Raw genomic sequence first — 26,155 nt, 5'->3', positions numbered from 1 at the left:
TACCCCGCTCGGAGCCGGCGGACGTGGCAGGCTGTGCGGGTGACCGGACCACTCGCCCTCCTCGATTCCGCGAGCCTCTACTTCCGCTCGTACTTCGCGCTGCCCGATTCGATGACCGCCCCCGACGGGACACCGGTCAACGCGGTGCGCGGTTTCACCGACACGCTGGCCAGGATCCTCACCGACCGCCGCCCGTCACGGCTGGTCGCCTGCCTGGACGCCGACTGGCGGCCGAAGTTCCGCACCGATCTGCTGCCGAGCTACAAGGCGCACCGGGTGGCGGTGCCCGGGCACGGCGGGCCCGACACCGAGGAGGTGCCGGACACCCTCACCCCGCAGGTGCCGATCATCCTCGACGTACTGGAGGCGTTCGGCTTCGCCACCGCCGAGGCTGCGGGTTACGAGGCCGACGACGTCATCGGTGCCCTCGCGACGCGGGAGAAGGAGTCGGCGGTCGAGGTCATCACCGGCGACCGGGACCTGTTCCAGCTGGTCCGCACCGAGCCGACGCCGACGGCCGTGGTCTACGTCGGCAAGGGCTGGGCGAAGGCGGAGGTGCTCGGCCCTGCCGAGATCGCCGAGAAGTACGGCGTGCCCTCCGCGCAGGCGGGGCCGGCGTATGCGGACATGGCGGCGTTGCGGGGCGACCCGTCCGACGGGCTGCCCGGAGTCGCCGGGATCGGGGAGAAGACCGCGGCGAAGCTCATCACGCAGTTCGGGTCGCTGGAGGAACTCGTCGAGGCCGCCGGATCGGGCGACGCGCGGCTGCCGCTGAAGATGCGGCTCAAGCTCACCGACGCGGGCGAGTACCTCGCGGTCGCCCCGACCGTCGTGCGGGTCGCGGTCGACGCGCCGGTCGAGCAGTCCCGGCCGGATGTGGTGCCGAACGCGCCCGCCGATCCGGACCGGGTGCTCGAACTGGCCGAGCGGTGGAATCTCGGCCGTTCGGTGGAACGTCTGCTCGCGGCGCTGCCCCGGCCCTGAGCACCCGGCCCTGCTCAGAAGTGCGTGCCGCACCACGGATGCACCGCGGTGGGGAACAGCGCGTCCGCGCGGGTGAGCGCTTTCCCGTCGAGCACCTCGATCCGCCCCGCCCTGGCGAGATCGGTCGGCCGCCACTCCCCCAGGTACAGCATGCCGAGCACGTCGACGCCGAGCCGGAGCCCGGCGGCCTTGTCGGTGCGCCGGACATCGCCGGGCCCGACCTCGTACCGGCCGTTGTTGTCCGCCAGCTGGTTGTCGGTCACCTCGACGACCACCGGCTCGGCGTCGCCGTACGCGCGCGCCGCGAGCGCGGCCTCGACGTCGACCACGCGCACCCACAGGTCGTCCTCGATGGCGAGCGTCCTGGCGTGCCGCGGATCGGTCAGCAGCAACGGAATCGGGTCGTCGACCGGCCGGTCCCGGACGTGGATGGCGGAGACGAGATCGACCGACAGCAGGAATCCCCACAACGCGGTTTCGGCCTCGGGGGTGGCGGCGTGCAGATCCGTGACCCGCAGCAGCGCGCCCTTCTCCGGATCTTCGAGCGTTCCCTGATCGATCGTCTCGTACACGACGAAACCGTCCGCACCGTCGGGTCCATTGTGGACGGCGGTACGCCGCTTGCCCTTCGGACCGGCGTCCTCGTTGAACATCAGCGGCCACCAGCTGTCCGGCCGCGCGACCATGCCCGGCCGGGTCAGACCGCTCCTGCGATACAGCTCCGGCCCCTGCTTCACCGCCTCCTCCGGGCTGATGAAGCGGACGTGGCCACCCGCAGACACGCCGTCGCGCAGGCGCGCGGCCGGATGCTCGATCCGGAACGTGCGGTTGAGAGTCGCGACGCCGTAGCCGAACCGGCCGTAGATCGTGGTCTCGCTCGCGTGCAGGCAGGCGATGGCCTTGCCCTGCTCGGCGAAGTAACGGAGCTGGGCCTGCTGCAAGGCGGTGTGCACGCCGCGGCGGGTCCAGTCCGCGCGGACACCGATGCCGTCGACCGCGCCGACCTCGATCGTGCGGCCGCCGGGAATGGCGAGGACGTTCTCGAACGAGTGGGCGAGTCCGATCGGGGCGTCCCCGTCGAAGGCTGCGAACGATCCTTCGGCCCGCCAAGCCGAGTCGATCTCCGCCCAGCCCTCGTCGGTCAGCGGCTTGTCGTGCAGCGACTGCATGAGCACGGCCAGGCTGTCCCGGCGTTCGTCCTCGGCGACGGGGCGTACCTCGAAATCGGTCATGGAACCGATAATGCCAATCCGGTCCGCACCCGGCATCCGGTTTATTCCGGGGCGTCCACCCGGTACTGGCCGTCGCCGCCGGTCACCGTGATCGGGACCTTCTTCACCGTGCCGCCGAGCTGGACCGCGCAGGTGAACCGGTCGCCGTCGGTCACCGGCCGCCCCGGCGGGCAGCTGACCTCGCCGACGTTCTTGATCTTGTAGTTCTCGGTGAGGATCTTCCGCACGGCCGAGTCCATCGCCGCGGCGTCGAACACCCGGCCTGGTGGGGACGGCGTAGGCGTGCCGGAGTCGGTGTCCGATGAGCTCGGCGGTGTGGTGGGGGCGCTGGCCGACGACGGCGGGGGCGCGGCCGGTCTCTGCTCACCGGTGCACCCGGCGAGCGCGAGCGCGCCCGCGCAGCACAACCCGACCACGAGCCTCGCGCGCATGCCTGGATTCCCCACCTCTGAGGCGTTCTTCCACTGTCAGAAAAACGTACCGCACCAGGCAGTGGCCCGCGTGCTGAACAGCGCGTCCGCCGCCTCGAGCGCGGCCGGATCGCGGGCCTCGATCCGGCCCGCGGAAGCCAAAGTGGACGGACGCCAGGTCCCGAGGTAGGCCATCGCGAGCGTGCCGACGTCGAGCCGCAGCGCCGCCGGGTCCTCGGTGCGCGCGGCCCCGTCCGCGGAGATCCGATAGCGCCCGGAATTGGTGGGCAGCAACGGATCCGTCACCTCCAGCACGACCGGGTCGTCGCCGCGGTACTCGCGCGCGGCGAGCGCGGCCGGGACGTCGACGAGCCGCAGCCAGCTCTCGTCCGCGAGGCAGGTGGTGGTGACCTGTCGTGGATCGGTGAGCAGAAGGTCGATCGGCTCGTCGAGCGGGCGCGCCTCCGTCCGGATCCGGTCGACCAGGTCCACGGAGAGCAGATACCGCCACAGTCCCGCGAACGCCTGCGGGGTCGCGGAGTACAGCATGGTCAGGTCCATGGTGGCGGCCTCGTCCCGCCCGGTCCGGCTGACCGTGTAGACAGCGAACCCATCGACGCCGTCGGGACCGTGGTGCACGGCGGTGGTCACCGGTGCGGTGAACTTCCGGTGAAAATTCCCGGAGATCGCCCAGGACGTGGCCGAACGGGCCAGCATGCCGGGCCTGGGGTGGTCCAGACCTCGGTAGAGCCGTTCCCAGCTCGTCAGCGACGTCTCCAGATCGAGCAGCGATATCTCGCCGCTCACCGGGATATCCGATCGCAGCCGGGCCCGGTGCCGATCGATCACGTAGTCCCGGCCTCGCGTCGAGACGCCGTAACCGAACCGGCCGTAGATGGTGGCTTCCGACGCGTGCAGCATCGCCACCGGGACATCTCGCCGCGCGAAGTCGCCGAGCTGCTCGGCCATCATCGCGCTCAGCACGCCCCGACGGGTCCGGTCCGCGCGCACCCCCACCGTGGCGACCGCCGCCATCGGCACCCACGCGCCACCGGGCACCGTCGCTTCGTCGTCGAAGGACCGGCACATGCCGATGAGCGCGGGATCGAAGGCACCCAGACCGTGCGTGGACACCAGCGCCTCGCCCATCGCCGCCCATTCGGCGTCGGTCGCCGGCGGCCGGTGCAGCGTCGCGCGGAAGAGATCCGACGCGGCGCGGTGTTCCTCGGGCCGGAGCGGGCGGACGTCGAAGTCGCTCATGCCGTGATCATGGCCGAGAGCACGCCCGTATGGCTCACTGTCCGCCGGTGGGCGGGGCGACCTCGTAGTTGCCGCCGGTGCCCTTCACCGTGATCGGCACCTGCTGCTGCTTGCCCGCGATCGTGGCGGTGCAGGTGAATTTCGCGCCGTCCTTTACCTCCTGCTCCGCAGGGCAGGAGACCGCGGTGACGCCGTCGATCTTGTAGGTGGTGGTGAGCAGGCTCTGCACGTCGGTCTGCATCTTGGTGTTGTCGAACACCTTGGTCTTGAAGAAACCGGGCGCCACGAACCCGAGGACGGCCACGACGGCGACCACCACGACGAGCGCGCCCGCGCCGATCAGCAGGCCCTTCTTCGACCCGGGCTGCTTGTCCCCCTCGGCGGCCGTGGCCCCGGCGGGCGGGAACTGGCCGTAGTCGAACTGGCCCGGCTGACCGGGTTGCGCCGGTTGGCCGTACTGCGGCTGCGCCTGCGGTCCGCTCGGCGGGTACGCGCCGCCCGGTTGCTGGCCGTACTGCTGCGGCTGCCCGTACTGCGGGGGCTGCTGGCCGTACTGGGGTTGCTGGGGCTGGGCGTAGCCGGGCTGTTGCCCGTACTGCTGCGCCTGTCCCGGCTGCTGCTGGGCCCACTGCTGCTGCGAGGGGTCGTAGGGCTGCTGCTGGGCGGGCTGGCCCCACTGCGGTTGCTGCTGGCCCTGCCCCGGTTGCTCCTGCGGCCCGCTCGGCGGATAAGCGCCCCCCGGCTGTTGCCCGTACTGCGGCTGCTGACCCCATGGGGGTTGCTGCTGCGGGTCGTTGCCGCCATACGGCGTGCTCATCGTTCGCCTCCGCCAGTTCGCCTGCGTCCATCTGCTGCCCGACACGGTCCGCTGAGCCGTACGCACACAGTGTCGTGCGCGATCCAACCACAGGACGGGGCCCAGCACACGTGTCGCCCCTTACGGTGTCGTACCGGGCGGGCCCGCACAACGGCCGTCTTCACGCCGCGCCCGCCGCCACCACGCCGCGGCGCAGTGCGCGGACCGCCTCCGCGGCCGCGGCGCCGACCGGATCCGCCTTGCCGAGTACGTCCCTGATCTGGTCGAGCAGGTCGATGACCTGCCGGGACCAGCGCACGAAATCGCCCGCGGACAGTTCCTGCCCGTTCGCCTCGGCGGCGGTCAGGACCTTTTCCAGCGACTCCCCGCGAGCCCACCGGTACACCGGCCAGGCGAAGCCCGCGTCGGGCTCGCGTGTGCGGTCCAGCCGGTGGCGCCGTTCGTCCTCGGTGAGGTCCACCCAGATCTTGGTGGTCTCCTGCCAGGCCTGCGGAACCGCGCCGCCGGGCAGCCGCGGCTCGCCCGCGGTGTCACGCCGTGCCTCGAACACCAGGGTGGAGACCACAGCGGCGAGTTCGGCGGGCCCGAGGTTTTTCCAGACGCCGTGCCGGATGCATTCGGCGGCCAGCAGATCCGACTCGCTGTAGAGCCGGGCGAGCCGCCTGCCGTGTTCGGTCACGCGGTCCTCGCCCCTGCCCTTCTCGGCGAGGTAGCCGCGTTCGCCGAGCAGCGCGAGGATCCGGTCGAACGCGCGGGCCAGGGAGTGCGTCGTCGCGGCGACTTTGCGTTCCAGTTGCTGGGTTTCCGCCGCCAGCCGCTGGTGGCGTTCCACCCAGCGCAGGTTCGCCTCGCGTTCGGCCAGTCCGTGGCACGGATGGGCGCGCAGCGCGCGGCGCAGGGCAGCGAGTTCACCGTCCTCATGGGACCCGGAGCGCCGTTTCTGCCTGCCGGGCAAGGAGATTCCGGCGTTGCGCAGGCTCGCGGCGATGTCCCGGCGGGTCTTGGGCGAGCGCAGCTCGATGTGCTTGGGCAGCCGGATCCGGCCGAGTGGTTCGACCGGGCCGGAGAAGTCGGCCACCGACAGTGGTCCGGACCAGCGGTCCTCGGTCACCACGACCGGCCGCGGTTCGCGGATCGGGTCGAGGCCGGGGTCGACGACCACGGCGAGCCCGGCGCGGCGTCCGGCAGGGACGGCGATCACGTCGCCCTTGCGCAGTTTTTCCAGTGACTCCAGGGTTCCCGCGCGCCTGCTCGCGGTGTTCTGGCGGGACAACGCCTTCTCCCGCGCGGAGATCTTCGCCCGCAGGTCGACGTACTCGAGCATCTGGTCGAAGTCACCGGTGACGGCGTCGGTGTAGCCCTGGAGCGCTTCCTTGTTGCGCTCGATCCGCCGCGCCGTGCCGACCACCGACCGGTCGGCCTGGAACTGCGCGAACGACTGCTCGAGCAGCTCGCGGGCCTGTTCGGCGCCGACCTGCGCGACCAGGTTGACCGCCATGTTGTAGCCGGGGCGGAAGGACGAGCGCAGCGGGTACGTCCGGGTGGAGGCGAGCCCGGCGACCTGCTTCGGGTCGACGCCGGGCTGCCACAGCACGACCGCGTGGCCCTCGATGTCGATCCCCCGGCGGCCCGCCCGTCCGGTCAGCTGCGTGTACTCGCCGGGGGTGAGGTCGACGTGGGCCTCGCCGTTGTACTTGACGAGCCGTTCCAGCACGACGGTGCGAGCGGGCATGTTGATGCCGAGCGCGAGGGTTTCGGTGGCGAACACGACCTTCACCAGGCCGCGGACGAACAGCTCCTCCACGGTCTCCTTGAAGGCCGGGAGCAGGCCCGCGTGGTGGCCCGCGATGCCGCGTTCCAGCGCCTCGCGCCACTCCCAGTAGCCGAGTACGCCGAGGTCGCCCTCGGGCAGGTCGGCGGTGCGCTCGGCGACGATCCGGCGGACCTCTTCGACCTCGTCCGGCCCGTTGAGCCGCAGGCCGGAACGGACGCACTGGCCCACGGCGGCGTCACAGCCGGCGCGGGAGAAGATGAAGTCGATCGCGGGCAGCAGCCCGGCCGCGTCGAGCCGCTCGACGATGTCGACCCGCGACGGCGGCCGGTAGCGGCTCACCCGGGGTGGCTGGCCGCGGCGGCGGCCGCGGAACCCGGCGGGCACGTGCAGGCGCCCGACCTCCTCGGTGCGGCGCAGCAGGGTCGGGTTGATGCGCAGTTCGCCGCCCGGTTTGTGTTCCTCCTCGCCGGCGAACAGGTCCATCATCCGGTTGCCGACCAGCATGTGCTGCCAGAGCGGGACGGGCCGGTGCTCGTCGACCACGACGGTGGTGTCACCGCGGACCTCGACCAGCCACTCGCCGAACTCCTCGGCGTTGCTGACGGTGGCCGACAGGCCGACGACGCGGACGTACTCGGGCAGGTGGAGGATGACCTCCTCCCAGACCGCGCCGCGGAACCGGTCGGCGAGATAGTGCACCTCGTCCATCACGACGTACCCGAGGTCGGTGATCGTGGACGACCCGGCGTAGAGCATGTTCCGCAGAACCTCGGTGGTCATGACGACCACCTGGGCGTTGCCGTTGATCGAGGTGTCGCCGGTGAGCAGGCCGACGGCGTCGGAACCATAGCGGTCGACCAGGTCGCCGAACTTCTGGTTCGACAGCGCCTTGATGGGCGTGGTGTAGAAGCACTTCCGGCCCTCGGCGAGCGCCAGGTGCACGGCGAACTCGCCGACCACGGTCTTCCCCGCGCCGGTGGGCGCGCACACGAGCACCCCGTGCCCGTCCTCCAGCGCCTCGCACCCGCGGATCTGGAAATCGTCGAACTCGAAGGACACTTCGCCCGCGAAGCGGGTCAGCTGCGGGTACTTGCCGCGGCGCCGGGAGACCGCGAAGGCCTCGGCCGGGGAGTGTGAAGGGCTACTGGCCACCCCGTCAGGGTTCCACACGCCACCGACAACCCGCACGCGGTGTGACCATCCGCGCCCGCGGCGGAACCCGCGGGCCGGTGCGGCCGTCCCATCGCGGTCATGGGTGGCGAGGAGGGACGGCATGACGGTCACGTGTCCGGGGTGTACGCAGGTGGACCAGGTGCAGCACGTGCCGGCGGTCTACGAGGCAGGGCACTCCACCTACCAGGGCACCGGCCCGCTGATCGGGATGCCTGCCGGGGACGGGCAGGTGATCTACTCCCGTTCCGTGCACCGGGGCGTCGCCGTGACCGCCACCGCCCGTGCGCTGGACCCGTTCCCGGTGACGCGCGGTGGTGGCTGTTTCCTGTCGGTCGCGCTGGTGCTGCTGCTCCCGTCGATCGGGCTGGTGTTCGCGGTGCGGAGCCTGTTCACCGGGCCCGCCGCGTCCACCGCCGACCGGGTCGGCCAGTGGTTCGTCGCGATCATGTTCCCGGCGGGTGCCTTCGCGCTCGTGGCACTGTTCGTCTGGTTGTTCGTCCGCCGGGTACGGCACAACGCCCGGGTGCGGCGCGGCATCCCCGCCGCCCGTGCGGTCTGGCGGACCGCGTGGTTCTGCCATCGCTGCGGCGGGGTGTTCTTCCCGCACGGGACGCCGTCCGACGTCCCGGCGGGGCAACTACTGTCCACCGCGGCGTTCCGCGGGATCATCGCGCGTTCCGGGCGGTACTACGGCTGAGTCGCCGGATCAGGTGACGTCGTCGGTGTTGGGACGGCCGCCAGGGGACGATGCGCTCGGCGGGGTGGCCGGTGCGTCGTCGATGGTGCTCGGCGTGTAGTCGAAGGGCGCGGCCTCGTCGTCGGCGAGCTTGTCCCAGCCCTCGTCCTCGCGGACCTTGTCCAGCTTGCGGTCGTGGACGCGGGCGATCTGGATGGAGATCTCGAACAGGATCGTCAGCGCGCCGGCGAGGCCGATCATCGAGAACGGGTCCGAGCCAGGGGTGGCGAAGGCGGCGAACACGAACAGGATGAAGATGATCCCGCGGCGCCACTTCCTGAGCTGCTGATACTTGACGACGCCGACGCGGTTGAGCATCACCACGAGCAGCGGGAGCTCGAAGCTGACCCCGAAGATCACCAGCAGGGACAGCATGAACGAGATGTACTTGTCACCGGTGAGGGCGGTGATGAACTGGTCGCCACCGAAGTTCATCAGCAGTTCGAGCGCGTGCGGGATGAGCAGATAGGCCAGGACCGCACCGGCGACGAACAGCGCCGAGGCGAACGCGACGAAGGTGAGCGCGTACTTGCGCTCCTTCGAGTAGAGGCCCGGCGCGATGAACGCCCAGATCTGGTAGAGCCACGCCGGGGACGTCAGCACGGCACCGGCGGCGAGCCCGACCTTCAGCTGGATCATGAAGGCTTCGAACGGCACCGTCTGCAGCAGCTTGCAGCCGCCGTGGTCGCCGCCGAAGCGCCGGTCCGCCGGGATCGCGCAGTACGGCGCGTTCATGATCTCGCCGAGCGACGGGATCGGCCCGACCTTGGTCTGGAACCAGAAGAAGCCGAGGAGGCCACCGGCCACGAGCGCGAGCAGGGCGAAGCCGAGACGACGCCGGAACTCGTAGATGTGCTCGATGAGCGTCATCGTCCCGTCGGGGTTGGCCCGCCGGGACCGCTTGCGCCGTTTGGCGCTCCGGCTGTCGCCGTTACCGGACGCGGGATCCGCCACTGGACGTTCCGTTCTCGTCGGAGTCCACGCCGAGCGCGCTGCTGCTCAGCGCGCTCCGTGAACCGGGGACCAGGTGTTGCCGACCGCTCAGCTGGCGTTCTTCTGCGCCTGCTCGGCGGGCTTGGCCGCCTGCTGCTTCTTCAGCTCGTCGAGCTGGCGCTGCAGATCGGCGACCTGCTGGTCCTGGGCCGACGAGGCCGTCGTCGTCGCGGTGGTGGCAGGCGGGATCTGCTTGGTCTCGACGTCCTCGGCCTCGGCAGCCTTGTCGCCGCCCGACATGTCCTTCGTCTCGGCCTTGAAGATCTTCATGGACTTGCCGATGGAGCGAGCCGCGTCGGGAAGCCGCTTGGCCCCGAACAGGATCACGACGATCAGCACCAGAATGAGCAAATGCCAGCCTTGAAAACCGTTGGCGAACAAGATGGCCTCCTATCTGCGTCTGGGTCGAATGTTACTGCGTTTTCGGCGCGGGGCGGCGCTGGTTGATCGCCACCCGCACGGCCGCGGTCCTGGCCCGGAGCAGACCGGCCCGGTCCTGCGTGTTCGTACTCACCATGCTCACCGTCCGCCGGTAGGTGCGCAAGGCTCGCCTGACCCGGACGAGCACCAGCGCGAGCAGCAGAAAACCGGCCACGACGAGCACGGCGATGAGGACGAAGGCCACGTGGATCAGCTTAGTGGGCGTAGGTTGACGGAAGGTGACGGGTGCGCGCTACCGCGTCGGCGGCTCGCTGTCGAACCGCCTCCGCGAGTGCGCGCGGGCTCTCCACCTGGGCGTCTCCGCCGAGTCCCAGGACGAGACGCACCATCCACGACTCGTCGGCGTAACGCATCCGGACCCGCAACCGGCCGCCGTCGAGCTCGTCCAGTTCCTCGCACGGGTAGTACTCGGCTACCCAGCGTGCATCCGGAGCGAGCACCAGCTCCGCCTCCCGCTGATCGGGACGTGGCGTGAACACGCCGTCGGAAAGATCCGTCGGCCGGGCGTGCGCGGGCGGGGTGGCGGGCTCGTCGAGCACGGTCAGCTCGTCGATCCGGTCGAGCCGGAACAGCCGGACGTCCTCGGCGCGGCGGCACCACGCCTCGAGGTAGCCGACGGCCTGCACGATGAGCAGCCGCATCGGGTCGACCGTGCGCTCGGTGATCTGGTCCTTCGACGCGGTGTAGTAGCGGATCCGCAGCGCCCGCCCGTCCCGCAGCGCGCCGGCGACCTGCTCGCGGGTGCGGGCGGTCTTCCTGCCCTCGCGTACGCCACCGCCGACCACGACGCCCGCGGGCTGGGCCTGTCCGGCGGCCGCCTCGATCTTCGCGATGGCCCGGCGGACCGCGTCCGCGTCGACCACCCCGGGCGTGTCGGCCAGCGCTCGCAACGCGACGAGCATCGCGGTCGCCTCGCCGCCGGTCAGCCGCAGCGGACGGTTCATCCCGGCGTCGTGGGTCACGACGATCGTGTCACCCTCGAAGGACAGGTCGATCAGATCGCCGGGACCGTAGCCGGGCAGCCCGCACATCCAGAGCAGCTCGAGATCCTTCCGCAGCTGCCTCGGCGAGACGTCGAAGTCCTGCGCCGCCTCGTCGATCCGGATCCCCGGCCTGGCCAGCAGGTACGGGACCAGTGCCAGCAACCGCGGCATCCGCTCGGTGGACCCGCTCATCGAACAATCTCCTGCTCCGCGCGGTGCACGACGGCCTCGAGCCGGTCCTGGACGGTCTTGGCGAGCACGTCCGGTTCGAGCACGAGCACGTCGGGCCCGTGCGCGGTGAGCCACTCCGCGGCCGATTCGGGGAAGTACAGGCCGATCTCGACCACGTCCCCTTCCTCGCCCGCGACCACCTCACGGCCGACGACGCGGCCGCGCCTGCGCACCCCGGCCGCCCGTCCGTCCGCGACCCACACGCGGGCGTTCGTCACCGGCGACGGTTCGGAGTCCCCGGTCACCGACACCAGCTTCAGCAGGTTGACGCCCTCCGGCCGCTGCACGACCCCGGGCGCGCCGACGGGCTTCACCTGCCCGGTGACCCGCGAAAGCCGGAAGCAGCGGGTGGCAGCGCGGTCGCGGTCGTACCCGACGACGTACCAGCGGGCCCGCCAGGACACCACGCCCCACGGCTCCAGCGTGCGCATCATGCGGTCGGCCGAACCCGAACGGCGGTACTCGAACCGGACCACCTGCCCGTTCTGCACCGCCGCGAGCAACGGCCCGAACGCCGCCTCGGCACGCACCCTCGGCTCGACGACCGTCGGCGCGGAGTCGTCGACCTCGACACCGGCCGCGCGCAGCTTGACCAGCGCGCCCTGTGCCTGCCCGGTCAGTTCCGGCGAATCCCACAGCCGCACCGCGAGGCCGACCGCCGCCGCCTCGTCCGGGGCGAGGTCGATCTCGCCGAGTTCGTAGTCGCGGCGCGCGATCCGGTAGCCCTCGATCGCGTCGAACGCCGAGTTCCGCCCGGTCTCCAGCGGGATGCCGAGCTCGCGCAGCTCGGTCTTGTCCCGCTCGAACATCCGGAAGAACGCCTCGTCGCTGGACGCGTCGGCGTATCCGGGCACGATCCCGCGAATCCGCTCGGCAGTGAGGTACTGCCGGGTGGACAGGAGGGCCAGTACCAGGTTGACCAGCCGTTCGGCGCGTGCGGTGGACACCCGACAGACTCTAGCTCGCGCCGTTCGCCCCGATCGGGAGGTCCGGCAAACGCGCGTCGTGACGGCCGCGTGCTGCCTTTCCCCAGGTCGCACCGCGCCCCCTCGCCGGTGCTCGCTCCGGCTACTCGCCGCGAACGGTCGCTGCGACGCAGTGGTCCGTCACCGAGCGCGACGAACATCCGGCGGAACATTCGCCCACGCCCGATGATTCCGCCCCGAACCTGGAGTGCGCAGAGTCCTCTGTGGACACAAGCCCCGACCCTGCGGCCACTCGCCTCAATTCCTGGCAGTGGTATCGGCACGCGACGCGCCGGCACGCACTAGCGGGTCAGCCGGGCCACGCGGCCGTTCACCCCGCTGGCCCAGCAGTCCCCGCGGGGTGTGCAGCCGACCGAGTCGAAACTGCCGGTGTCGAACGACCGCCAATGCCGCCCGCCGTCGACGCTGAGGTCACTCCCGCCGGGGCCCACCGCGAGCACCGCACCGCCGCGCCAGGCCAGCCCCGAGCGGTAGCCCTTCGGTGCCTCCGGCGGTGTCCGCCAGCCACGTCCGCCGTCCCGGCTCAGCGCCACAGCGGGTCCAGGGGCGTCCGGCTGCGCGTAGTCACCACCGATCGCGACGCCGTGACGCCGATCCCGGAAGGCCACCGCGAACACACCCGCGGACCGGCTGCTCGGCAACGGCGTCTCCGCGGCCTGCCAATGGAGACCGCCGTCCCGGGAGTGCAGGACCCTGGCCCGCGCTCCCCCGCCGGTCGCGAGCCACGCGTCCCGCGGGCCTGCGGTGCTGACGCACTGCCCACTCGCGGCGAAACCCGCTTCTCCGGGCAACGCGGGCGGCAGGCCTTCGGCGGGCACCTGGTGCCAGCTGCGGCCGCCGTCGTCGGTGGCCTGCAGCCGGAAGGCACCGTCGACCGGATCGCTCATCGCCAGGCCACGCCGATGGTCGAAGAACGCCAGACAGTCGTAGAACGCCTTCGGATCGGGATTGCGGAACGTGAGGCGCCAGTGCGCACCGCCGTCTTCGGTGCGGTAGATCCTCGACGACTCACCGGGACCGATCGACAACGTCACCGCGTGGCCGGCGTCGAACGCCTCGATGTCGCGGAAGTCCAGCGCCGCGGTATCCGGCGGCGCGACCTGCTGCCAGGTCCGGCCCGCGTCGGTCGTCCGCAGGACCGTGCCCTTGCTGCCGCTCGCCCAGGCCACCTCGCCGCTCACCGCGGCCAGCCCGCGCAGCTGGGCCGTCACGCCCGTCGGCGTCACCGTCCAGGACGGCAGCGACGGCGCCGCCTCAGCCGCCGCTGGAGCCACCAACGGCAGCACCGCGCCCAGCAAGACCGCCCACGCCCGAACGACCCGCATACGCCCTCCAGAAAGCCGTTAAGGCCACCTTACGGGCACGAGACGCCCGTAAGGTGGCCTTAACGGCGCAACTGACTAGAGAGAGCCGATGAGGCGTTCCACGCGCTCGTCGACCGACCGGAACGGGTCCTTGCACAGCACGGTCCGCTGCGCCTGGTCGTTCAGCTTCAGATGCACCCAGTCCACGGTGAAATCCCGGCCGGCGGCCTGCGCCGCGGCGATGAAATCGCCCCGCAGCTTCGCCCGCGTCGTCTGCGGCGGAGTGTCCTTGGCCGCCTCGATCTCCCCGTCGTCGGTCACCCGGCGCACCAACCCCTTGCGCTGCAACAGGTCGAAGATGCCCCGGCCACGCCGGATGTCGTGGTAGGCCAGATCCAGCTGCGCCACCCGCGGGCTCGACAGGTCCAGATCGTGCTTCGACCGGTACCGCTCCACCAGCCGGTGCTTGATCGCCCAGTCGATCTCGGTGTCGATCTTGCTGAAGTCCTGCTGCTCGACGGCCTCCAGCGCCCGGCCCCACAGGTCGACGACCCGCTCGGCGGCCGCGCCCGACCCGGTCTCCTTCACGTGCTGCACCGCCCGCGCGTGATACTCCCGCTGGATGTCCAGCGCCGAAGCCTCCCGGCCACCGGCCAGCCGCACCTGGCGCCGCCCGGTCAGATCGTGGCTGATCTCCCGGATCGCGCGGATCGGGTTGTCCAGCGTGAAGTCCCGGAACTGGACACCGGCCTCGATCATCTCCAGCACCAGGTGCGCCGAACCGACCTTGAGCATCGTCGTCGGCTCCGCCATGTTCGAATCCCCGACGATGACGTGCAGCCTGCGGTACCGCTCCGCGTCGGCATGCGGCTCGTCCCGGGTGTTGATGATCGGCCGCGACCGGGTCGTCGCGCTCGAAACACCCTCCCAGATGTGCTCCGCCCGCTGCGACAGGCAGTACACCGCGCCCCGCGGCGTCTGCAGCACCTTGCCGGCCCCGCAGATCAGCTGCCGGGTCACCAGGAACGGCAGCAGCACGTCCGCGATCCGCGAGAACTCGCCCGCACGCGTCACCAGGTAGTTCTCATGGCAACCATAGGAGTTGCCCGCCGAATCCGTGTTGTTCTTGAACAGGAAGATGTCCCCGCCGATACCCTCGTCGGCCAGCCGCCGCTCGGCGTCGACCAGCAGATCCTCCAGGATCCGCTCGCCCGCCTTGTCGTGCGTCACCAACTGCACTAGGTCGTCACACTCGGCCGTCGCGTACTCCGGGTGCGAACCCACGTCGAGGTAGAGCCGCGAGCCGTTGGACAGGAAGACGTTCGACGAACGCCCCCAGGACACAACCCGCCGGAACAGGTACCGCGCGACCTCGTCGGGCGAGAGCCTGCGCTGGCCGTGAAAGGTGCACGTGACCCCGAACTCGGTCTCGATGCCATAGATCCGCCGCTGCATCCCACCAGAGTAGGCGCTGGACCCCCTCCCAAGGTGCGCCGTTCGGGCGTCGACACGCGGGCGACTCCGTCGCGGACGGTGAAAAAGCCCCCGAAACGGCCACCGATCCCGCCTTCGCCCAGCGTTTTCCCAGCTCATCCGGCTCCGGTCGATCTTCCTTCACAGTTTCCCAACGAATACCCGGCGATTCCGCCAGTCGTGTCGCTTCGGGAGAAGCCACTCCACCCGTTGTACCCCGCCCGGACACGAAAAGGCCTGCCCGGGACCACACCCGGACAGGCCTTCCGACACCCACGAACTTAGGACTTGGCGGAACCGCCTTCGTCCTTCTTCGCCTCGTCCTTGTCGTCCTTGTCGCCCGCCGCGTCATCGGCGGGCGCACTCGGCAGCAACGCGTCCAGTGCGGCACCGGAGATCCGCCGGAAGGCGCGACGCTGCCGCTCCCGGTCCAGCACCGCCACCTCCAGCTTCACCGGATCGGACTCCGTGGTGCCGTTCCCGCCCGCCGCCGACGAACCCGAGCCCGTCCGCGGCGCCCGCAACGCCGCCACGGCCACGCCCAGCGCCGCCTCCAGCTCCCGGTCCGCCTCGTACGACTCCTTCAGCTTCGACGTGATCGAGTCCGTCTGGCCACCCATCACCACGAACTCCGGCTCGTCGACGATCGACCCGTCGTAGGTCAGCCGGTACAGCTGATCCTCCGCCGACGTCGCCCCGACCTCCGCCACACAGATCTCCACCTCGAACGGCTTCAGCTGCTCGGTGAAGATGCTGCCCAGCGTCGCCGCGAACGCGTTCGCCAGCGCCCGCGCGCTCACGTCCCGCCGGTCGTACTGATACCCCTTCAGATCCGCGTGCCGGATCCCGGCCACCCGGAGGTTCTCGAACTCGCTGTAACGGCCCACCGCCGCGAACCCGATGTGGTCGTAGATCTCCGAGACCTTGTGCAACGTCGCCGACGGATTCTCCGCGACGAACAACACCCCGCCGCGATACTTCAGCACGACCACACTCCGGCCACGCGCAATACCCTTGCGCGCCATCTCGGACTTCTCCCGCATCAGCTGTTCGGGAGAGGCATACAACGGCATCGTCACGATGTCGGCTCCGCTCAAATCGGTAGTTCAGGGGAGAAAGACTGGGACCGGCCACTACGACCGGCGCGACCGCCCACGCTCGGTGCGATCCGCGACCACGGCCTCGGCCACCGCCGACGTCTGCGACTCCGGCAACGCCACCGCACCCTGCTCCGCGGTGATCGTCACGACCGTCGGGAAAATCCGGCGCACCAGATCCGGCCCACCGGTCGCCGTGTCGTCGTCCGCCGCGTCATACAGCGCCTCGACCGCGACCCGCACCGCCGCCTCGGCATCCGCGTCCGGATCGTGCAGCTTCTTCAACGCCGACTTCGCGAACAGCGAACCCGAACCGATCGCGTGATACCCCGCGTTCTCCTCGTACCGGCCACCCGCCGCGTCATACGAGACGATCCGGCCCGCGTGCTTCGCGTCCTCCGCCTCCAAGTCGTACCCGACGAACAGCGGAATCGCCGCGAGGCCCGCCATCGCCATCTCGAGGTTGCCCTTCACCATCGCGGCGAGCTTGTTCGTCTTGCCGTCCAGCGACAGCGAAACACCCTCGATCTTCTCGTAGTGCGCCAGCTCCACCGCGTAGAGCCGCACCATCTCCACGGCCAGCCCCGCCGTGCCCGCGATCCCCACCGCCGAATACTCGTCGGTGATGTGCACCTTCTCGATGTCCCGGTTGGCGATCAGGTTCCCCGACGTCGCCCGCCGGTCACCCGCGATCAGCACACCACCCGCGAACGTCGCCGCCACGATCGTCGTCCCGTGCGGCGTACCCAGATCACCCGCCGACGGCATCACCCGACGCTCCGGCAGCAACTCAGGCGCCTGCGCCCGCAGGAAGTCGGTGAACGACGACGTCGCCGCCGAGAAGTACGCGGCGGGCAGAGCGGGCCCCGAGAAGCCTGGAGTACCCGAGATCTTGTCCATACGTGCTCAAGATTCCCATCTGTGCTGATCAGTGCTGGTCACGACCCACGCCGAACGTACCGCTGACACACTGTGCCCAGCCCGACACGTTCCGCCCGACTTGCTCGGCCTCGCCACGGCCACGGGCACCACGGCGCGGATCGACGACCACCCGGCTGTTCCTACGGCGGGGCGGCGCACCCGCGACGGCTACTGGCCGCCCTTCTGCACGTACGCGCGCACGAAGTCCTCGGCGTTCTCCTCCAGGACGTCGTCGATCTCGTCGAGGATCGTGTCCACGTCCTCGCCGAGCTTCTCGCGTCGCTCCTGACCGGCAGCACCGGTGTCCTCGAACTCCTCGTCGGAGTCACCACCGCCGTGCTTCTCGATCTTTTCCTGCGCCATCTCGCCTCCCGGTGTGGCTGATGATTCCTAGCCTACCCAGCGACCCCGACAAACGGGGGCACGCCGCGATCGTTGATGACCACCGCCTAGTCCGAACCGGTGAGCGCCTCGACCAGATCCTCCGCGGTCGCCGCGTCGTCCAGCAACTTGCCCACGTGCGCCTTCGTCCCCCGCAACGGCTCCAGCGTCGGAATCCGCACCAGCGACTCCTTGCCCACGTCGAAGATCACCGAATCCCACGAAGCCGCCGCGATCGAGTTCGCGTACTTCTCCAGCGCACGGCCCCGGAAGTACGCCCTGGTGTCCGACGGCGGAGTCGTGATCGCCGCCTGCACCTCCTCCTCCGACACCAGCCGCTTCATCGACCCACGCGTCACCAGCCGGTTGTACAGGCCCTTGCCCAGCCGCACATCCGAATACTGCAGATCCACCAACCGCAGCCTCGGCGCACCCCAGTTCAGCTGGTCCCGCGCCCGGTAGCCCTCCAGCAACCGCAGCTTCGCCGGCCAGTCCAGCCGGTCCGCGCACTCCTGCGGATCCCGCGCCAGCGCGTCCAGCACTTCACCCCAGACCCGCAGGACCTCCTTCGACGCCTGGTCCGCGCCCGTGCGCTCCAGATTCGCCGAAGCGATCTCGTGATACGCGAACTGCAGGTCCAGCCCGGTGTACTTACGCCCGTTCGCCAGCGCCACCTTCGCCTTCAACGTCGGATCGTGGCTGATCTGGTGCACCGCCCGCACCGGCTCGTCCAGCTTCAGCTCGTCGAACCGGATCCCCGACTCGATCAGATCCAGCACCAGCGCCGTCGTCCCGACCTTCAGGTACGTCGAGTACTCCGCCATGTTCGCGTCGCCGATGATCACGTGCAGCCGCCGGTACTTGTCCGCGTCCGCGTGCGGCTCGTCCCGCGTGTTGATGATCCCGCGCTTCAGCGTCGTCTCCAGGCCGACCTCGACCTCGATGTAGTCCGCGCGCTGGGACAGCTGGAACCCCGCGTCCTCGCTCTGCTGCCCGATCCCGACCCGGCCCGACCCGGTCACCACCTGACGCGACACGAAGAACGGCGTCAACCCCGCGATCACCGCCGTGAACGGCGTCGACCGCTGCATCAGGTAGTTCTCGTGCGTGCCGTAGCTCGCGCCCTTGCCGTCGACGTTGTTCTTGTACAACTGCAGCGAAGGCTGCCCGGGCACGGTGGCCGCCTTCATCGCGGCCTCCTCCATCACCCGCTCCCCCGCCTTGTCCCAGATGACCGCGTCCCGCGCGTTGGTCACCTCGGGCGCCGAATACTCCGGATGCGCGTGGTCCACGTACAACCGCGCCCCGTTGGTGAGGATGACGTTCGCCGCACCCAGATCCTCGACATCCGGATCGTGCCCCGGCCCGCCCGGGCCGGTCAGGTCGAACCCGCGCGCGTCCCGCAACGGCGATTCGACCTCGTAGTCCCATCGCGCCCGCCGTGCCCGCGGCACGTCCGCCGCCGCCGCGTAGGCCAGCACGACCTGGGTCGAGGTGAGTACCGGGTTCGCCGTCGCGTCGCCCGGCACCGCGATGCCGTACTCGACTTCGGTTCCCATGATCCGCCGCATGTCCACCACCCTACGGGGTACCCCTCGTGGAACGATGCAGCCATGCCAGGCAGTGACGAACTCGTTGCCCTCTATGACAGCGCAGGCCACGCGGTAGGCGAGGCCACCCGCCCCCGCGTACGCGCCGAAGGACTCTGGCACGCCGCCGGCGTGGTTTTGGTCCGATCAGGTGACGGCCAAGCCGTGTACGTGCATCTGCGCACCGCGGACAAGGACATCTTCCCGTCCACCTGGGACTGCTGGGCAGGCGGCGTCGTGGCCGCCGGCGAAACCCCGGCCGAATGCGCCCGCCGCGAACTCGCCGAAGAACTCGGCGTCCACGGTGTGGAACCCGAACCCCTCTTCACCAAGATCTACGACGACGGCTCGATCCGCTGCCACAACTTCGCCTTCGAAGTCCGCTGGGACGGCCCCATCCACCACCAGGCCGAGGAGATCGCCGAAGGCCGCTGGATGCCGCTCACCGAACTACGCGCCTGGGTCGACGACCCGGCCAGCCCGTTCATCCCCGACGGCCGCGCCGGCGTCCAGGAATGGTTCCGCCGCTACGGCTGAGCGACCAGCTTTCCCGCGACGAGCGGCGACAACCGCTTCGCCGCGTCCATCGCCCTCGCCTCCGTACTCGCCGCGACACTCAACACCGAAACCAGGTTTCCCTTGGCGAGCCACACCGTGCACGTCCCGCCCGCACACCACGCCCGCTGCGCCGACACGCCCGGCTGCGGCGGAAGTGTCACCGGCCTGCCCTCGCACTTCGCCGTCGCGACGACGTCCGCGCCCTTACGGTCCGGGTACGCGCTCACCTGGTGACTCAGCACCGCTCCGCTCGCATACAGCCAACTCGCCGACCGCTGCGCCGCGCCAGCCGGATCGCCGAGACAGCCGGAAGCCTTGCCCTGTCCCGGGTGTACCTCTTCCTCGGCAACGTCCTCATCGGACAAAAGCGCCAGCGCCGGATCGACGGTCCGCGGCACCGCCGCGCGGCTGGGCGCCGGAGTGGGCGGCTTCGCCGCGGCCGAAGCCGGCGAAGGCGTGCTCGTCGGCGTCGGATCGTCGTAGTACGTCTCGAGATCGTTGGGCCGATCGGCGCAACCCGCCAGCCCGAACAACGCGACCGCGGCGACAGCGAGCACCCGACCTTGACGCACCTGCTCCGCCCCTCCCCGCACTCGGCGATCCCCGCACTGCGGCGAACAATAGCCCAGCTCCTCAGTCCCACCCGAGGTGGGACCGGTGCCGCCAGTACGCCGCCGGGTTTTCGGCAAGACCGTCCAATTCGGCCTTTTCCGCAGCGGTGAACTCCAGCACCGTCGCGCTCAGGTTCGCGGCGAGCTGCGCCGGGCTCGCGGGCCCCAGCACGGCGACGTCGAGCCAGTCCTGGGCGAGCACCGCCGCCACAGCGACCGCGTCCGCGCCGACCTCGCGCTCGGCGGCGATCTTCGCCAGCGCATCGGGTGGCTCGACCGCGAGCCTGCCGTTCGCAAGGGTTTCCTTGGCCAGTACCCGTTTTCCGGCTCGGTGAGCCTCCGCGAGCGCGGGACCGGCCGAAGTTTCGAGGACGTTCCAGGTCGACTGCACCGCCGCGAACACCGGGTATCCGTCGGCTTCCAGAGCGAACGCCTTCCGGATCGCGTCGGCCTGTGCCGGGCCGGACGTGGAGAACCCGACCTCGACGCCGCTCGCCGAAAGCTCGGCCAGGGCGCCGATCAGCCGCGTGTCAGTGAAAAGTGGACTGTCCACAGTGAGCGAATGCACCTGGTACAGCGCGACCCGGTTTCCCAGCAGCGACCGGGTTTCCGCCCACTGTTCCCGAAACCGCGGCTCGGTGTGTTCCTTGACCTCGTGCACTTCCGCGTCGAGCCGCCACTCGCCGACGTACCGGTAGCCCCATTTGCTCGACACCGTCACGTCGTCCGGGCCGCGCTCGGCGAGCCAGCCGGCGAGGAACTCCTCCGACCGGCCGTACGAGCGGGCGACGTCGATCCACCGAACCCCTGCCGCGTAAGCGTCATCGAGTACGGCGTAGGTCGCGGCCTTCATCGCGGCGACACTCCGGTTTTCCGGCAATGCCCCCTCGCGGCCGAGGTTGATGTACGCCGGCCTGCCCAGCGCGGCGAGCCCGACCGCGATGTGGTTCATGCCTCTCCCTGTCGGAGCTGTTCGATGAAGTGAGTCGTGCCGGGTAGCTGAGCCGGATTTTTGTTCCATCACGCCCCGCTGTATAGGTCGTTATACATTTTTGTGACGGAGGATCGCGAGCCATTGGCTGGAGTTCTGGGCCTGGCGATGGAGTTTCTCGAGCCGGGCCGCCGGTGCCCGAACATAGCCCTTGCCGAAGACGGGCGCGATCTGACGAAGGCTTGCACCCTCCTCGCGTGCGGCGAGCAACGCCCAGTCCGAAGCGTCGGCGCAGGCGGCCGAGGCGCGGCGCAGCTCCCCCAGCAGGTCGATGAGTTCCGGCGCGCTCAGCTCCCCCGCCTGGACCGCGGCCGCGGTGGTTTCGAGCCAGGCCAAGACGTCGGCTTCGGTGATCGGGGCCCGTGGCCGTCCACTGCTTTGTTCGCTCACGGCGCGAAAGTATAGGTCGTTATACACCGAACAGTGGGACGTGCCCCGGCGCGTCGCTCCGGCATGTATTCGTCGTGCGGCGTAGCAAGTACCGCGTGTCGGACGACTGTTCGGTGGTGACAGGACTCGGGGATTCGATTCAAGCTCCGACAGCGGCGGCGCGAGAGCTTGCCGAGCCGCCGCCGCGGCCCGCGCTGCGCCCGATCCCGCGATGGGTGATCGCGGCGGGTGTCCCGGCGATGATGGCTGTCGCGGCCGGCGCGGCGTGGTTGCTGCTGGGTCGTGGGGTGACGAGGGATCAGCTGGACGCGCTGCGGACCGCCGGTGCGCTCGGTATCGGGTTCGGCGGAGCGGTGGGATTGTGGCTGGCTGTTCGCCGTCAACGTTCCACCGAGCTCGACCTGCTCCAGAAGTACGAGGCCCACGAACTGGCCGTGCGCGTGGCCGAACAGAACCAGGCCGCCACCGACCGCGCAGCGGCACACGCCGAGCACGACGCCCGCGAACGACGGCTCACCGAGCTGTACCTGAAGGCAGTCGAGCAGCTCGGCTCCGACAAGGCCGCGGTCCGTCACGGTGGCCTTTACGCCCTCGAACGCGTCGCTCAGAACAATCCCGACCAACGACAGACCATCGTCGACGTCGTCTGCGCCTACCTGCGGGCCCCCTACACCCCGCCTGGCATGCCCACTGGTCGCAAGCTGGGGGTGCGCCGCCCATTGCCGGCCTCCCCCGTGACGCGGGCTGCTCCGGCCCGGTCGGCTCGCAGCGCTCCCCCAGCGCCCGCGTGGAGCCGGGACGACGACGCCCGGCAGGAACGTGAAGTGCGCCTTACCGCTCAACGACTTCTCACCCGGCATCTCCGGTCCGGCGACGAGAACCACCCGGTCGCCACCTTCTGGGACGGCATCAGCCTCGATCTCACCGGCGCCACGCTCATCGACTTCGACCTCCAGCACTGCCGCGTCGACGACGGCCGGTTCGCCGGCACGAGGTTCACCGGAGAAACCACGTTCGACCGAGCGAAGTTCGCCCGGGACGCCGGGTTCGCCGGAGCAAGCTTCACGGGACACGCCTGGTTCGCCGGAACACGGTTCGCCGGGGACACCAGGTTCGACGGGGCCCGGTTCACCGAATACACCATGTTCAGGAAGGCGAAGTTCGCCGGACACGCCGGGTTCGCCAAGGCGGAGTTCGCCGAGGACGCCGACTTCGAAGACACGGAGTTCGCCGGTGAGACCAGGTTCGACGACGTGAAGTTCGATGCGGACACCAACTTCACCAGAGCGAAGTTCACCGCGGAGACCTGGTACGACCGGGCAAGGTTCGCCGGAGAGGCTGATTTCGGTGCGGCCGAGTTCGCCAGGAGCGTCGGGTTCGACGACGCGAGGTTCGACGATGACGCCTGGTTCAGCGGCTCGAAGTTCGCCGGATTCACCAGGTTCGACAACGCGAGGTTCGCCGGAGACACCGATTTCGCCGGGGTGCGGTTCGCCGGGGAAACCAGATTCACCCGGACCGAGTTCGCCGCGGACAGTCCGGCCGAGGTGAGCCGCTACCTCGGGACCGCGGAGCCCCAGGCCCGGAGGCCGTGATCCGCACGGCCTCCGGGCGCGGCGCCCGCCGTCAGACCCACCACACTCGCCACCGCCGACCAGCGTGATGTCCGAAAACCACTCGCCAGTAACCGCCTGAAGATCGTTGACTGACCGCGAGAAGTCACGAAGCGGGAGGTCTGGTGGGACGTTTCGGCATCGCCGCGCGGTTCGCGCTGCTGGCGACGGTGTGGGGCGCGAGTTTCCTGTTCATCAAGGTCGGTCTCACCGGTCTCGCCCCCGCGCAGGTGGCGCTGGCGAGAGCCGGGTTCGGCGCACTGGCTCTGCTCGCGGTGCTGCTCCTCCGCCGTAGGCCACTCCCCCGTGACCCGGCGTTGTGGGGCCACCTCGCGGTCGTCGCCGTCCTGCTGTGCGTCATCCCGTTTCTGCTGTTCTCCTGGGCCGAGCAGTACATTTCCTCCGGGCTGGCCAGCATCTTCAACGCCACGACGCCACTCATCACGATGCTCATCGCCGCGGCCGCGCTGCGTACGGAACGGCTGACCCCGCCCCGGATCCTGGGGCTGCTGCTCGGTTTCCTCGGCGTGCTCACCATCGTCGGCGTGTGGCAGGGCATCGACGTCTCACACCAGCTCACCGCGCAACTCGCGTGCCTCGGTGCGACGACGTGCTACGGCTGCTCGTTCGTCTACATGCGCCGGTTCGTGTCCCCGCGCGGCATCGACCCGGTGACCATCGCGTTCGGGCAAACCGCCTTCGCCACGGTGATTCTCGGACTGCTCGTGCCCGTCGTCGCGAGTACGCCGGTGCACCTGAGCCTCGCGGTCGTGCTCAGCATGCTCGCGCTCGGCGTGTTCGGCACCGGGATCGCCTACGTCTGGAACGCCTCGATCATCGCCGCGTGGGGCGCCGCCAACGCGTCGGCAGTGACCTACCTCACACCCGTTGTCGGCGTGCTGCTCGGAATCGTGGTGCTCGACGAACCGCTCAGCTGGAACCAGCCGGTGGGCGCCGTGCTCGTCGTGCTCGGCATCCTCGCCGCGCACGGCAGGCTGCGGCCGCGCCACAAGAACGTCGCCGAGCCGGAGGCGGTGGCCGCGAACCCAGGCCGCTGACAAGACAGTGCCGACACGACTGTGGACTCAACGTGTCAGCATACGAACCAATCGAGCCACGCGGATGGGGGTCCGGGGGCGTGCCCCCGGCAGGGGTCTGGGGGCTTGGCCCCCAGAAGCGATGACGATGATCGCCGACCGGGAAGGCGTGCCGCCGAACAGGCGGCACCGAAGATCGAGTGGGGCACCGGAAGCCCGGTGCCCCACAGTCCGGCGATCCGTCGTCAGAGGTACTGACCCGTGTTCGTCGCGGTGTCTATCGCCCGGCCGGAATCCTGGTTCTTGCCGGTGACGAGCGTGCGGATGTAGACGATCCGCTCGCCCTTCTTGCCGGAGATCCGGGCCCAGTCGTCCGGGTTGGTGGTGTTGGGCAGGTCCTCGTTCTCCGCGAACTCGTCGACTATCGCGTCCAGCAGGTGCTGCACGCGCAGGCCGGGCTGTTTGGTCTCCAGCACCGACTTGATCGCCGACTTCTTCGCCCTGTCCACGATGTTCTGGATCATCGCGCCCGAGTTGAAGTCCCGGAAGTACAGGACTTCCTTGTCCCCGTTGGCGTAGGTGACCTCCAGGAACCGGTTGTCGTCGCTCTCCTCGTACATCCGCTCGACGGTGTGCTGGATCATCGCGTCGAACGTCGCCTTGTGGTCCCCGCCGAACTCGGCGAGGTCGTCGGCGTGGATCGGCAGGCCCTCGGCCAGGTACTTGGAGAAGATGTCCTTCGCGCCCTCGGCGTCCGGCCGCTCGATCTTGATCTTCACGTCGAGCCTGCCGGGCCGCAGGATCGCCGGGTCGATCATGTCCTCGCGGTTGGAGGCGCCGATCACGATGACGTTCTCCAGCCCTTCCACACCGTCGATCTCCGACAGCAGCTGGGGAACGATCGTGGTCTCGACGTCCGACGACACACCGCTGCCGCGGGTGCGGAAGATCGAGTCCATCTCGTCGAAGAACACGATCACCGGGGTGCCCTCGGAGGCCTTTTCCCTGGCCCGCTGGAAGATCAGCCGGATGTGCCGCTCGGTCTCGCCCACGAACTTGTTGAGCAGCTCGGGACCCTTGATGTTCAGGAAGTACGACTTCCCGTCCGCGGAGTCGCCCCGCGCCTCGGCCACCTTCTTGGCCAGCGAGTTCGCCACCGCCTTGGCGATGAGCGTCTTACCGCAGCCGGGCGGACCGTAGAGCAGGACGCCCTTCGGCGGCCGCAACTGGTACTCCTGGTACAGATCCGCGTGCAGGAACGGCAGTTCGACCGCGTCCCTGATCTGCTCGATCTGCCGGGTGAGACCACCGATGTCCTCGTAGCGAACGTCCGGCACCTCCTCCAGCACGAGATCCTCGACCTCGGCCTTCGGCACCCGTTCGTAGGCGTACCCGGCCTTGGAGTCGACCAGCAGCGAGTCACCCGGCTTGAGCGTCTGCTCGGCCAGCAGATCCGACAGCAGGACGACCCGCTCCTCGTCCGCATGCCCGACGACGAGAGCGCGCGCGCTTCCGCCTTCCTCCTCCGCCGCCAGCACCTCGCGCAGTGCGCACACTTCGCCGGTGCGTTCGTAACCGCCGCCTTCGACGACGGTCAGTGCCTCGTTGAGCCGCAACGCCTGACCACGGCGCAGCGAGGCGATCTCGACCGCGGGCGACACCGAGACCCGCATCTTGCGGCCCGCGGTGTAGACGTCCACCGTGTTGTCCTCGTAGGCGGTCACGAACACGCCGTATCCACTCGGCGGCTGTGCCAGCCTGTCGACCTCTTCCCGCAGTGCCAGCAGCTGGCCACGGGCCTCGCGGAGGGTTTCGACCAGTTTCGTATTGCGCTCGGTGAGCTGGCTCACCCGTTCCGACGCCTCTGCGAGACGTTGCTCGAGTACGCGATTCTGCCGCGGCGAATCGGTCAGCTTGCGACGCAGCAGCGCCACTTCCTCTTCGAGAAAACGGATCTGTCGTGCCTGCTCACTCGCCGTCGCCGGGGCTCCGGTCGCTTCTGAAGGGTCGGCCTCCTCGCGCCGACCTCCGGGAAGGTCATGATGCATCGGGCACCTCCTCGGAGTGCTTTTCATTCCACGGTACCGGCGATCACCGACAATAAAAGGCCTTTCCGCATCACAAGATCGGCGCGTCGCGGTTTCTTCACTCACTCAGCACGGACATTCCC

The 26,155-nt window shown here is 69.7% G+C and carries 25 protein-coding genes; 5 read left to right on the top strand and 20 right to left on the bottom strand.

Annotated elements, in window-relative coordinates:
- Window positions 1-39 precede the first annotated feature (39 nt).
- A complete protein-coding gene (locus tag ACFW0G_RS03895; protein ID WP_378323200.1) occupies window positions 40-984 on the top strand; it encodes a 5'-3' exonuclease H3TH domain-containing protein in 945 nt (314 codons plus the stop codon).
- A gap of 14 nt (window positions 985-998) precedes the next feature.
- On the opposite strand, the gene ACFW0G_RS03890 is transcribed toward ACFW0G_RS03895, so the two are convergent.
- From ACFW0G_RS03890 to ACFW0G_RS03870, 5 genes are all read right to left on the bottom strand, one after another.
- Window positions 999-2,216, bottom strand: coding sequence for a GNAT family N-acetyltransferase (locus ACFW0G_RS03890; RefSeq protein WP_378323199.1), 1,218 nt, complete (start codon window positions 2,214-2,216; stop codon window positions 999-1,001).
- Window positions 2,217-2,257: 41 nt separating this feature from the next.
- Window positions 2,258-2,647, bottom strand: coding sequence for a DUF4333 domain-containing protein (locus ACFW0G_RS03885; protein ID WP_378323198.1), 390 nt, complete (start codon window positions 2,645-2,647; stop codon window positions 2,258-2,260).
- 36 nt (window positions 2,648-2,683) lie between these two features.
- Window positions 2,684-3,886 (bottom strand): GNAT family N-acetyltransferase, encoded by a 1,203-nt coding sequence (locus ACFW0G_RS03880; protein WP_378323197.1) that lies wholly within the window; start codon window positions 3,884-3,886, stop codon window positions 2,684-2,686.
- A 34-nt stretch (window positions 3,887-3,920) separates the two neighbouring features.
- Window positions 3,921-4,703, bottom strand: a complete 783-nt coding sequence (locus ACFW0G_RS03875; protein WP_378323196.1) for a DUF4333 domain-containing protein — start codon at window positions 4,701-4,703, stop codon at window positions 3,921-3,923.
- A 160-nt stretch (window positions 4,704-4,863) separates the two neighbouring features.
- Complete coding sequence (locus tag ACFW0G_RS03870) at window positions 4,864-7,629, bottom strand: DEAD/DEAH box helicase (RefSeq protein ID WP_378323195.1); 2,766 nt, start codon at window positions 7,627-7,629, stop codon at window positions 4,864-4,866.
- A 121-nt stretch (window positions 7,630-7,750) separates the two neighbouring features.
- On the opposite strand from ACFW0G_RS03870, the gene ACFW0G_RS03865 reads away from it, so the two are divergent.
- A complete protein-coding gene (locus tag ACFW0G_RS03865; protein WP_378323194.1) occupies window positions 7,751-8,347 on the top strand; it encodes a hypothetical protein in 597 nt (198 codons plus the stop codon).
- Window positions 8,348-8,356: 9 nt separating this feature from the next.
- Here ACFW0G_RS03865 and tatC read toward each other — a convergent pair whose 3' ends face one another.
- The 11 genes from tatC to dop form a co-directional block, all read right to left on the bottom strand.
- Complete coding sequence (tatC, locus tag ACFW0G_RS03860) at window positions 8,357-9,340, bottom strand: twin-arginine translocase subunit TatC (protein ID WP_378323192.1); 984 nt, start codon at window positions 9,338-9,340, stop codon at window positions 8,357-8,359.
- Between the two features lie 87 nt (window positions 9,341-9,427).
- Window positions 9,428-9,760: a Sec-independent protein translocase subunit TatA gene (gene tatA / locus ACFW0G_RS03855; RefSeq protein ID WP_378323191.1), complete on the bottom strand. Its 333-nt coding sequence runs from the start codon at window positions 9,758-9,760 to the stop codon at window positions 9,428-9,430.
- A gap of 31 nt (window positions 9,761-9,791) precedes the next feature.
- Window positions 9,792-10,004, bottom strand: a complete 213-nt coding sequence (locus ACFW0G_RS03850; protein WP_378323189.1) for a bacteriophage holin — start codon at window positions 10,002-10,004, stop codon at window positions 9,792-9,794.
- Window positions 10,005-10,014: 10 nt separating this feature from the next.
- Window positions 10,015-10,995 (bottom strand): helix-turn-helix transcriptional regulator, encoded by a 981-nt coding sequence (locus ACFW0G_RS03845; RefSeq protein ID WP_378323188.1) that lies wholly within the window; start codon window positions 10,993-10,995, stop codon window positions 10,015-10,017.
- Entirely contained in the window at window positions 10,992-11,981 is a 990-nt protein-coding gene (locus ACFW0G_RS03840; protein ID WP_378323187.1) for a helix-turn-helix transcriptional regulator, read from the bottom strand. The genes ACFW0G_RS03845 and ACFW0G_RS03840 overlap by 4 nt, the downstream gene beginning before the upstream one ends.
- Before the next feature lie 320 nt (window positions 11,982-12,301).
- Complete coding sequence (locus ACFW0G_RS03835; protein ID WP_378323186.1) at window positions 12,302-13,345, bottom strand: WD40/YVTN/BNR-like repeat-containing protein; 1,044 nt, start codon at window positions 13,343-13,345, stop codon at window positions 12,302-12,304.
- Window positions 13,346-13,420: 75 nt separating this feature from the next.
- A complete protein-coding gene (pafA, locus tag ACFW0G_RS03830) occupies window positions 13,421-14,779 on the bottom strand; it encodes a Pup--protein ligase (protein ID WP_378323185.1) in 1,359 nt (452 codons plus the stop codon).
- Between the two features lie 299 nt (window positions 14,780-15,078).
- Complete coding sequence (gene prcA / locus ACFW0G_RS03825) at window positions 15,079-15,876, bottom strand: proteasome subunit alpha (protein WP_378323184.1); 798 nt, start codon at window positions 15,874-15,876, stop codon at window positions 15,079-15,081.
- Window positions 15,877-15,930: 54 nt separating this feature from the next.
- On the bottom strand, window positions 15,931-16,794 hold the full coding sequence (prcB, locus tag ACFW0G_RS03820; RefSeq protein ID WP_378323183.1) for a proteasome subunit beta: 864 nt from the start codon (window positions 16,792-16,794) through the stop codon (window positions 15,931-15,933).
- 189 nt (window positions 16,795-16,983) lie between these two features.
- Window positions 16,984-17,178, bottom strand: a complete 195-nt coding sequence (locus tag ACFW0G_RS03815; RefSeq protein WP_378323181.1) for a ubiquitin-like protein Pup — start codon at window positions 17,176-17,178, stop codon at window positions 16,984-16,986.
- 86 nt (window positions 17,179-17,264) lie between these two features.
- Entirely contained in the window at window positions 17,265-18,767 is a 1,503-nt protein-coding gene (gene dop / locus ACFW0G_RS03810; protein WP_378323180.1) for a depupylase/deamidase Dop, read from the bottom strand.
- Window positions 18,768-18,809: 42 nt separating this feature from the next.
- On the opposite strand from dop, the gene ACFW0G_RS03805 reads away from it, so the two are divergent.
- Window positions 18,810-19,322, top strand: a complete 513-nt coding sequence (locus tag ACFW0G_RS03805) for an NUDIX domain-containing protein (RefSeq protein ID WP_378323179.1) — start codon at window positions 18,810-18,812, stop codon at window positions 19,320-19,322.
- On the opposite strand, the gene ACFW0G_RS03800 is transcribed toward ACFW0G_RS03805, so the two are convergent.
- The 3 genes from ACFW0G_RS03800 to ACFW0G_RS03790 form a co-directional block, all read right to left on the bottom strand.
- Window positions 19,313-19,915 carry a hypothetical protein gene (locus ACFW0G_RS03800; RefSeq protein ID WP_378323178.1) on the bottom strand — a complete coding sequence of 201 codons (603 nt, stop codon included), beginning with the start codon at window positions 19,913-19,915 and terminating at the stop codon, window positions 19,313-19,315. The two genes, ACFW0G_RS03805 and ACFW0G_RS03800, sit on opposite strands and share 10 nt — an antisense overlap.
- 61 nt (window positions 19,916-19,976) lie before the next feature.
- Window positions 19,977-20,906 carry an aldo/keto reductase gene (locus tag ACFW0G_RS03795; protein ID WP_378323177.1) on the bottom strand — a complete coding sequence of 310 codons (930 nt, stop codon included), beginning with the start codon at window positions 20,904-20,906 and terminating at the stop codon, window positions 19,977-19,979.
- A 90-nt stretch (window positions 20,907-20,996) separates the two neighbouring features.
- Complete coding sequence (locus ACFW0G_RS03790) at window positions 20,997-21,335, bottom strand: hypothetical protein (RefSeq protein ID WP_378323176.1); 339 nt, start codon at window positions 21,333-21,335, stop codon at window positions 20,997-20,999.
- A 116-nt stretch (window positions 21,336-21,451) separates the two neighbouring features.
- Here ACFW0G_RS03790 and ACFW0G_RS03785 point away from each other — a divergent pair, with 116 nt between their 5' ends.
- A complete protein-coding gene (locus ACFW0G_RS03785) occupies window positions 21,452-22,930 on the top strand; it encodes a pentapeptide repeat-containing protein (RefSeq protein WP_378323175.1) in 1,479 nt (492 codons plus the stop codon).
- A 143-nt stretch (window positions 22,931-23,073) separates the two neighbouring features.
- Complete coding sequence (locus ACFW0G_RS03780; protein ID WP_378323174.1) at window positions 23,074-24,006, top strand: DMT family transporter; 933 nt, start codon at window positions 23,074-23,076, stop codon at window positions 24,004-24,006.
- Between the two features lie 224 nt (window positions 24,007-24,230).
- On the opposite strand, the gene arc is transcribed toward ACFW0G_RS03780, so the two are convergent.
- Window positions 24,231-26,033 carry a proteasome ATPase gene (gene arc, locus ACFW0G_RS03775; RefSeq protein ID WP_378323173.1) on the bottom strand — a complete coding sequence of 601 codons (1,803 nt, stop codon included), beginning with the start codon at window positions 26,031-26,033 and terminating at the stop codon, window positions 24,231-24,233.
- Window positions 26,034-26,155 lie beyond the last annotated feature (122 nt).

The organism is Amycolatopsis sp. NPDC058986, assembly GCF_042741125.1.
Taxonomy (GTDB): domain Bacteria; phylum Actinomycetota; class Actinomycetes; order Mycobacteriales; family Pseudonocardiaceae; genus Amycolatopsis.
The sequence above is the reverse complement of the archived record's forward strand: the minus strand, read 5'-3'. Positions and strand labels throughout refer to the sequence as shown.

Excerpts from the sequence above, each read along its gene's own strand:
- ACFW0G_RS03890 (WP_378323199.1), bottom strand. The coding sequence starts at position 2,216 with ATGACCGATTTCGAGGTACGCCCCGTCGCCGAGGACGAACGCCGGGAC.
- ACFW0G_RS03885 (WP_378323198.1), bottom strand. The coding sequence starts at position 2,647 with ATGCGCGCGAGGCTCGTGGTCGGGTTGTGCTGCGCGGGCGCGCTCGCG.
- ACFW0G_RS03880 (WP_378323197.1), bottom strand. The coding sequence starts at position 3,886 with ATGAGCGACTTCGACGTCCGCCCGCTCCGGCCCGAGGAACACCGCGCC.
- ACFW0G_RS03875 (WP_378323196.1), bottom strand. The coding sequence starts at position 4,703 with ATGAGCACGCCGTATGGCGGCAACGACCCGCAGCAGCAACCCCCATGG.
- ACFW0G_RS03865 (WP_378323194.1), top strand. The coding sequence starts at position 7,751 with ATGACGGTCACGTGTCCGGGGTGTACGCAGGTGGACCAGGTGCAGCAC.
- ACFW0G_RS03845 (WP_378323188.1), bottom strand. The coding sequence starts at position 10,995 with ATGAGCGGGTCCACCGAGCGGATGCCGCGGTTGCTGGCACTGGTCCCG.
- ACFW0G_RS03835 (WP_378323186.1), bottom strand. The coding sequence starts at position 13,345 with ATGCGGGTCGTTCGGGCGTGGGCGGTCTTGCTGGGCGCGGTGCTGCCG.
- pafA (WP_378323185.1), bottom strand. The coding sequence starts at position 14,779 with ATGCAGCGGCGGATCTATGGCATCGAGACCGAGTTCGGGGTCACGTGC.
- prcB (WP_378323183.1), bottom strand. The coding sequence starts at position 16,794 with ATGGACAAGATCTCGGGTACTCCAGGCTTCTCGGGGCCCGCTCTGCCC.
- ACFW0G_RS03815 (WP_378323181.1), bottom strand. The coding sequence starts at position 17,178 with ATGGCGCAGGAAAAGATCGAGAAGCACGGCGGTGGTGACTCCGACGAG.
- dop (WP_378323180.1), bottom strand. The coding sequence starts at position 18,767 with ATGCGGCGGATCATGGGAACCGAAGTCGAGTACGGCATCGCGGTGCCG.
- ACFW0G_RS03805 (WP_378323179.1), top strand. The coding sequence starts at position 18,810 with ATGCCAGGCAGTGACGAACTCGTTGCCCTCTATGACAGCGCAGGCCAC.
- ACFW0G_RS03795 (WP_378323177.1), bottom strand. The coding sequence starts at position 20,906 with ATGAACCACATCGCGGTCGGGCTCGCCGCGCTGGGCAGGCCGGCGTAC.
- arc (WP_378323173.1), bottom strand. The coding sequence starts at position 26,033 with ATGCATCATGACCTTCCCGGAGGTCGGCGCGAGGAGGCCGACCCTTCA.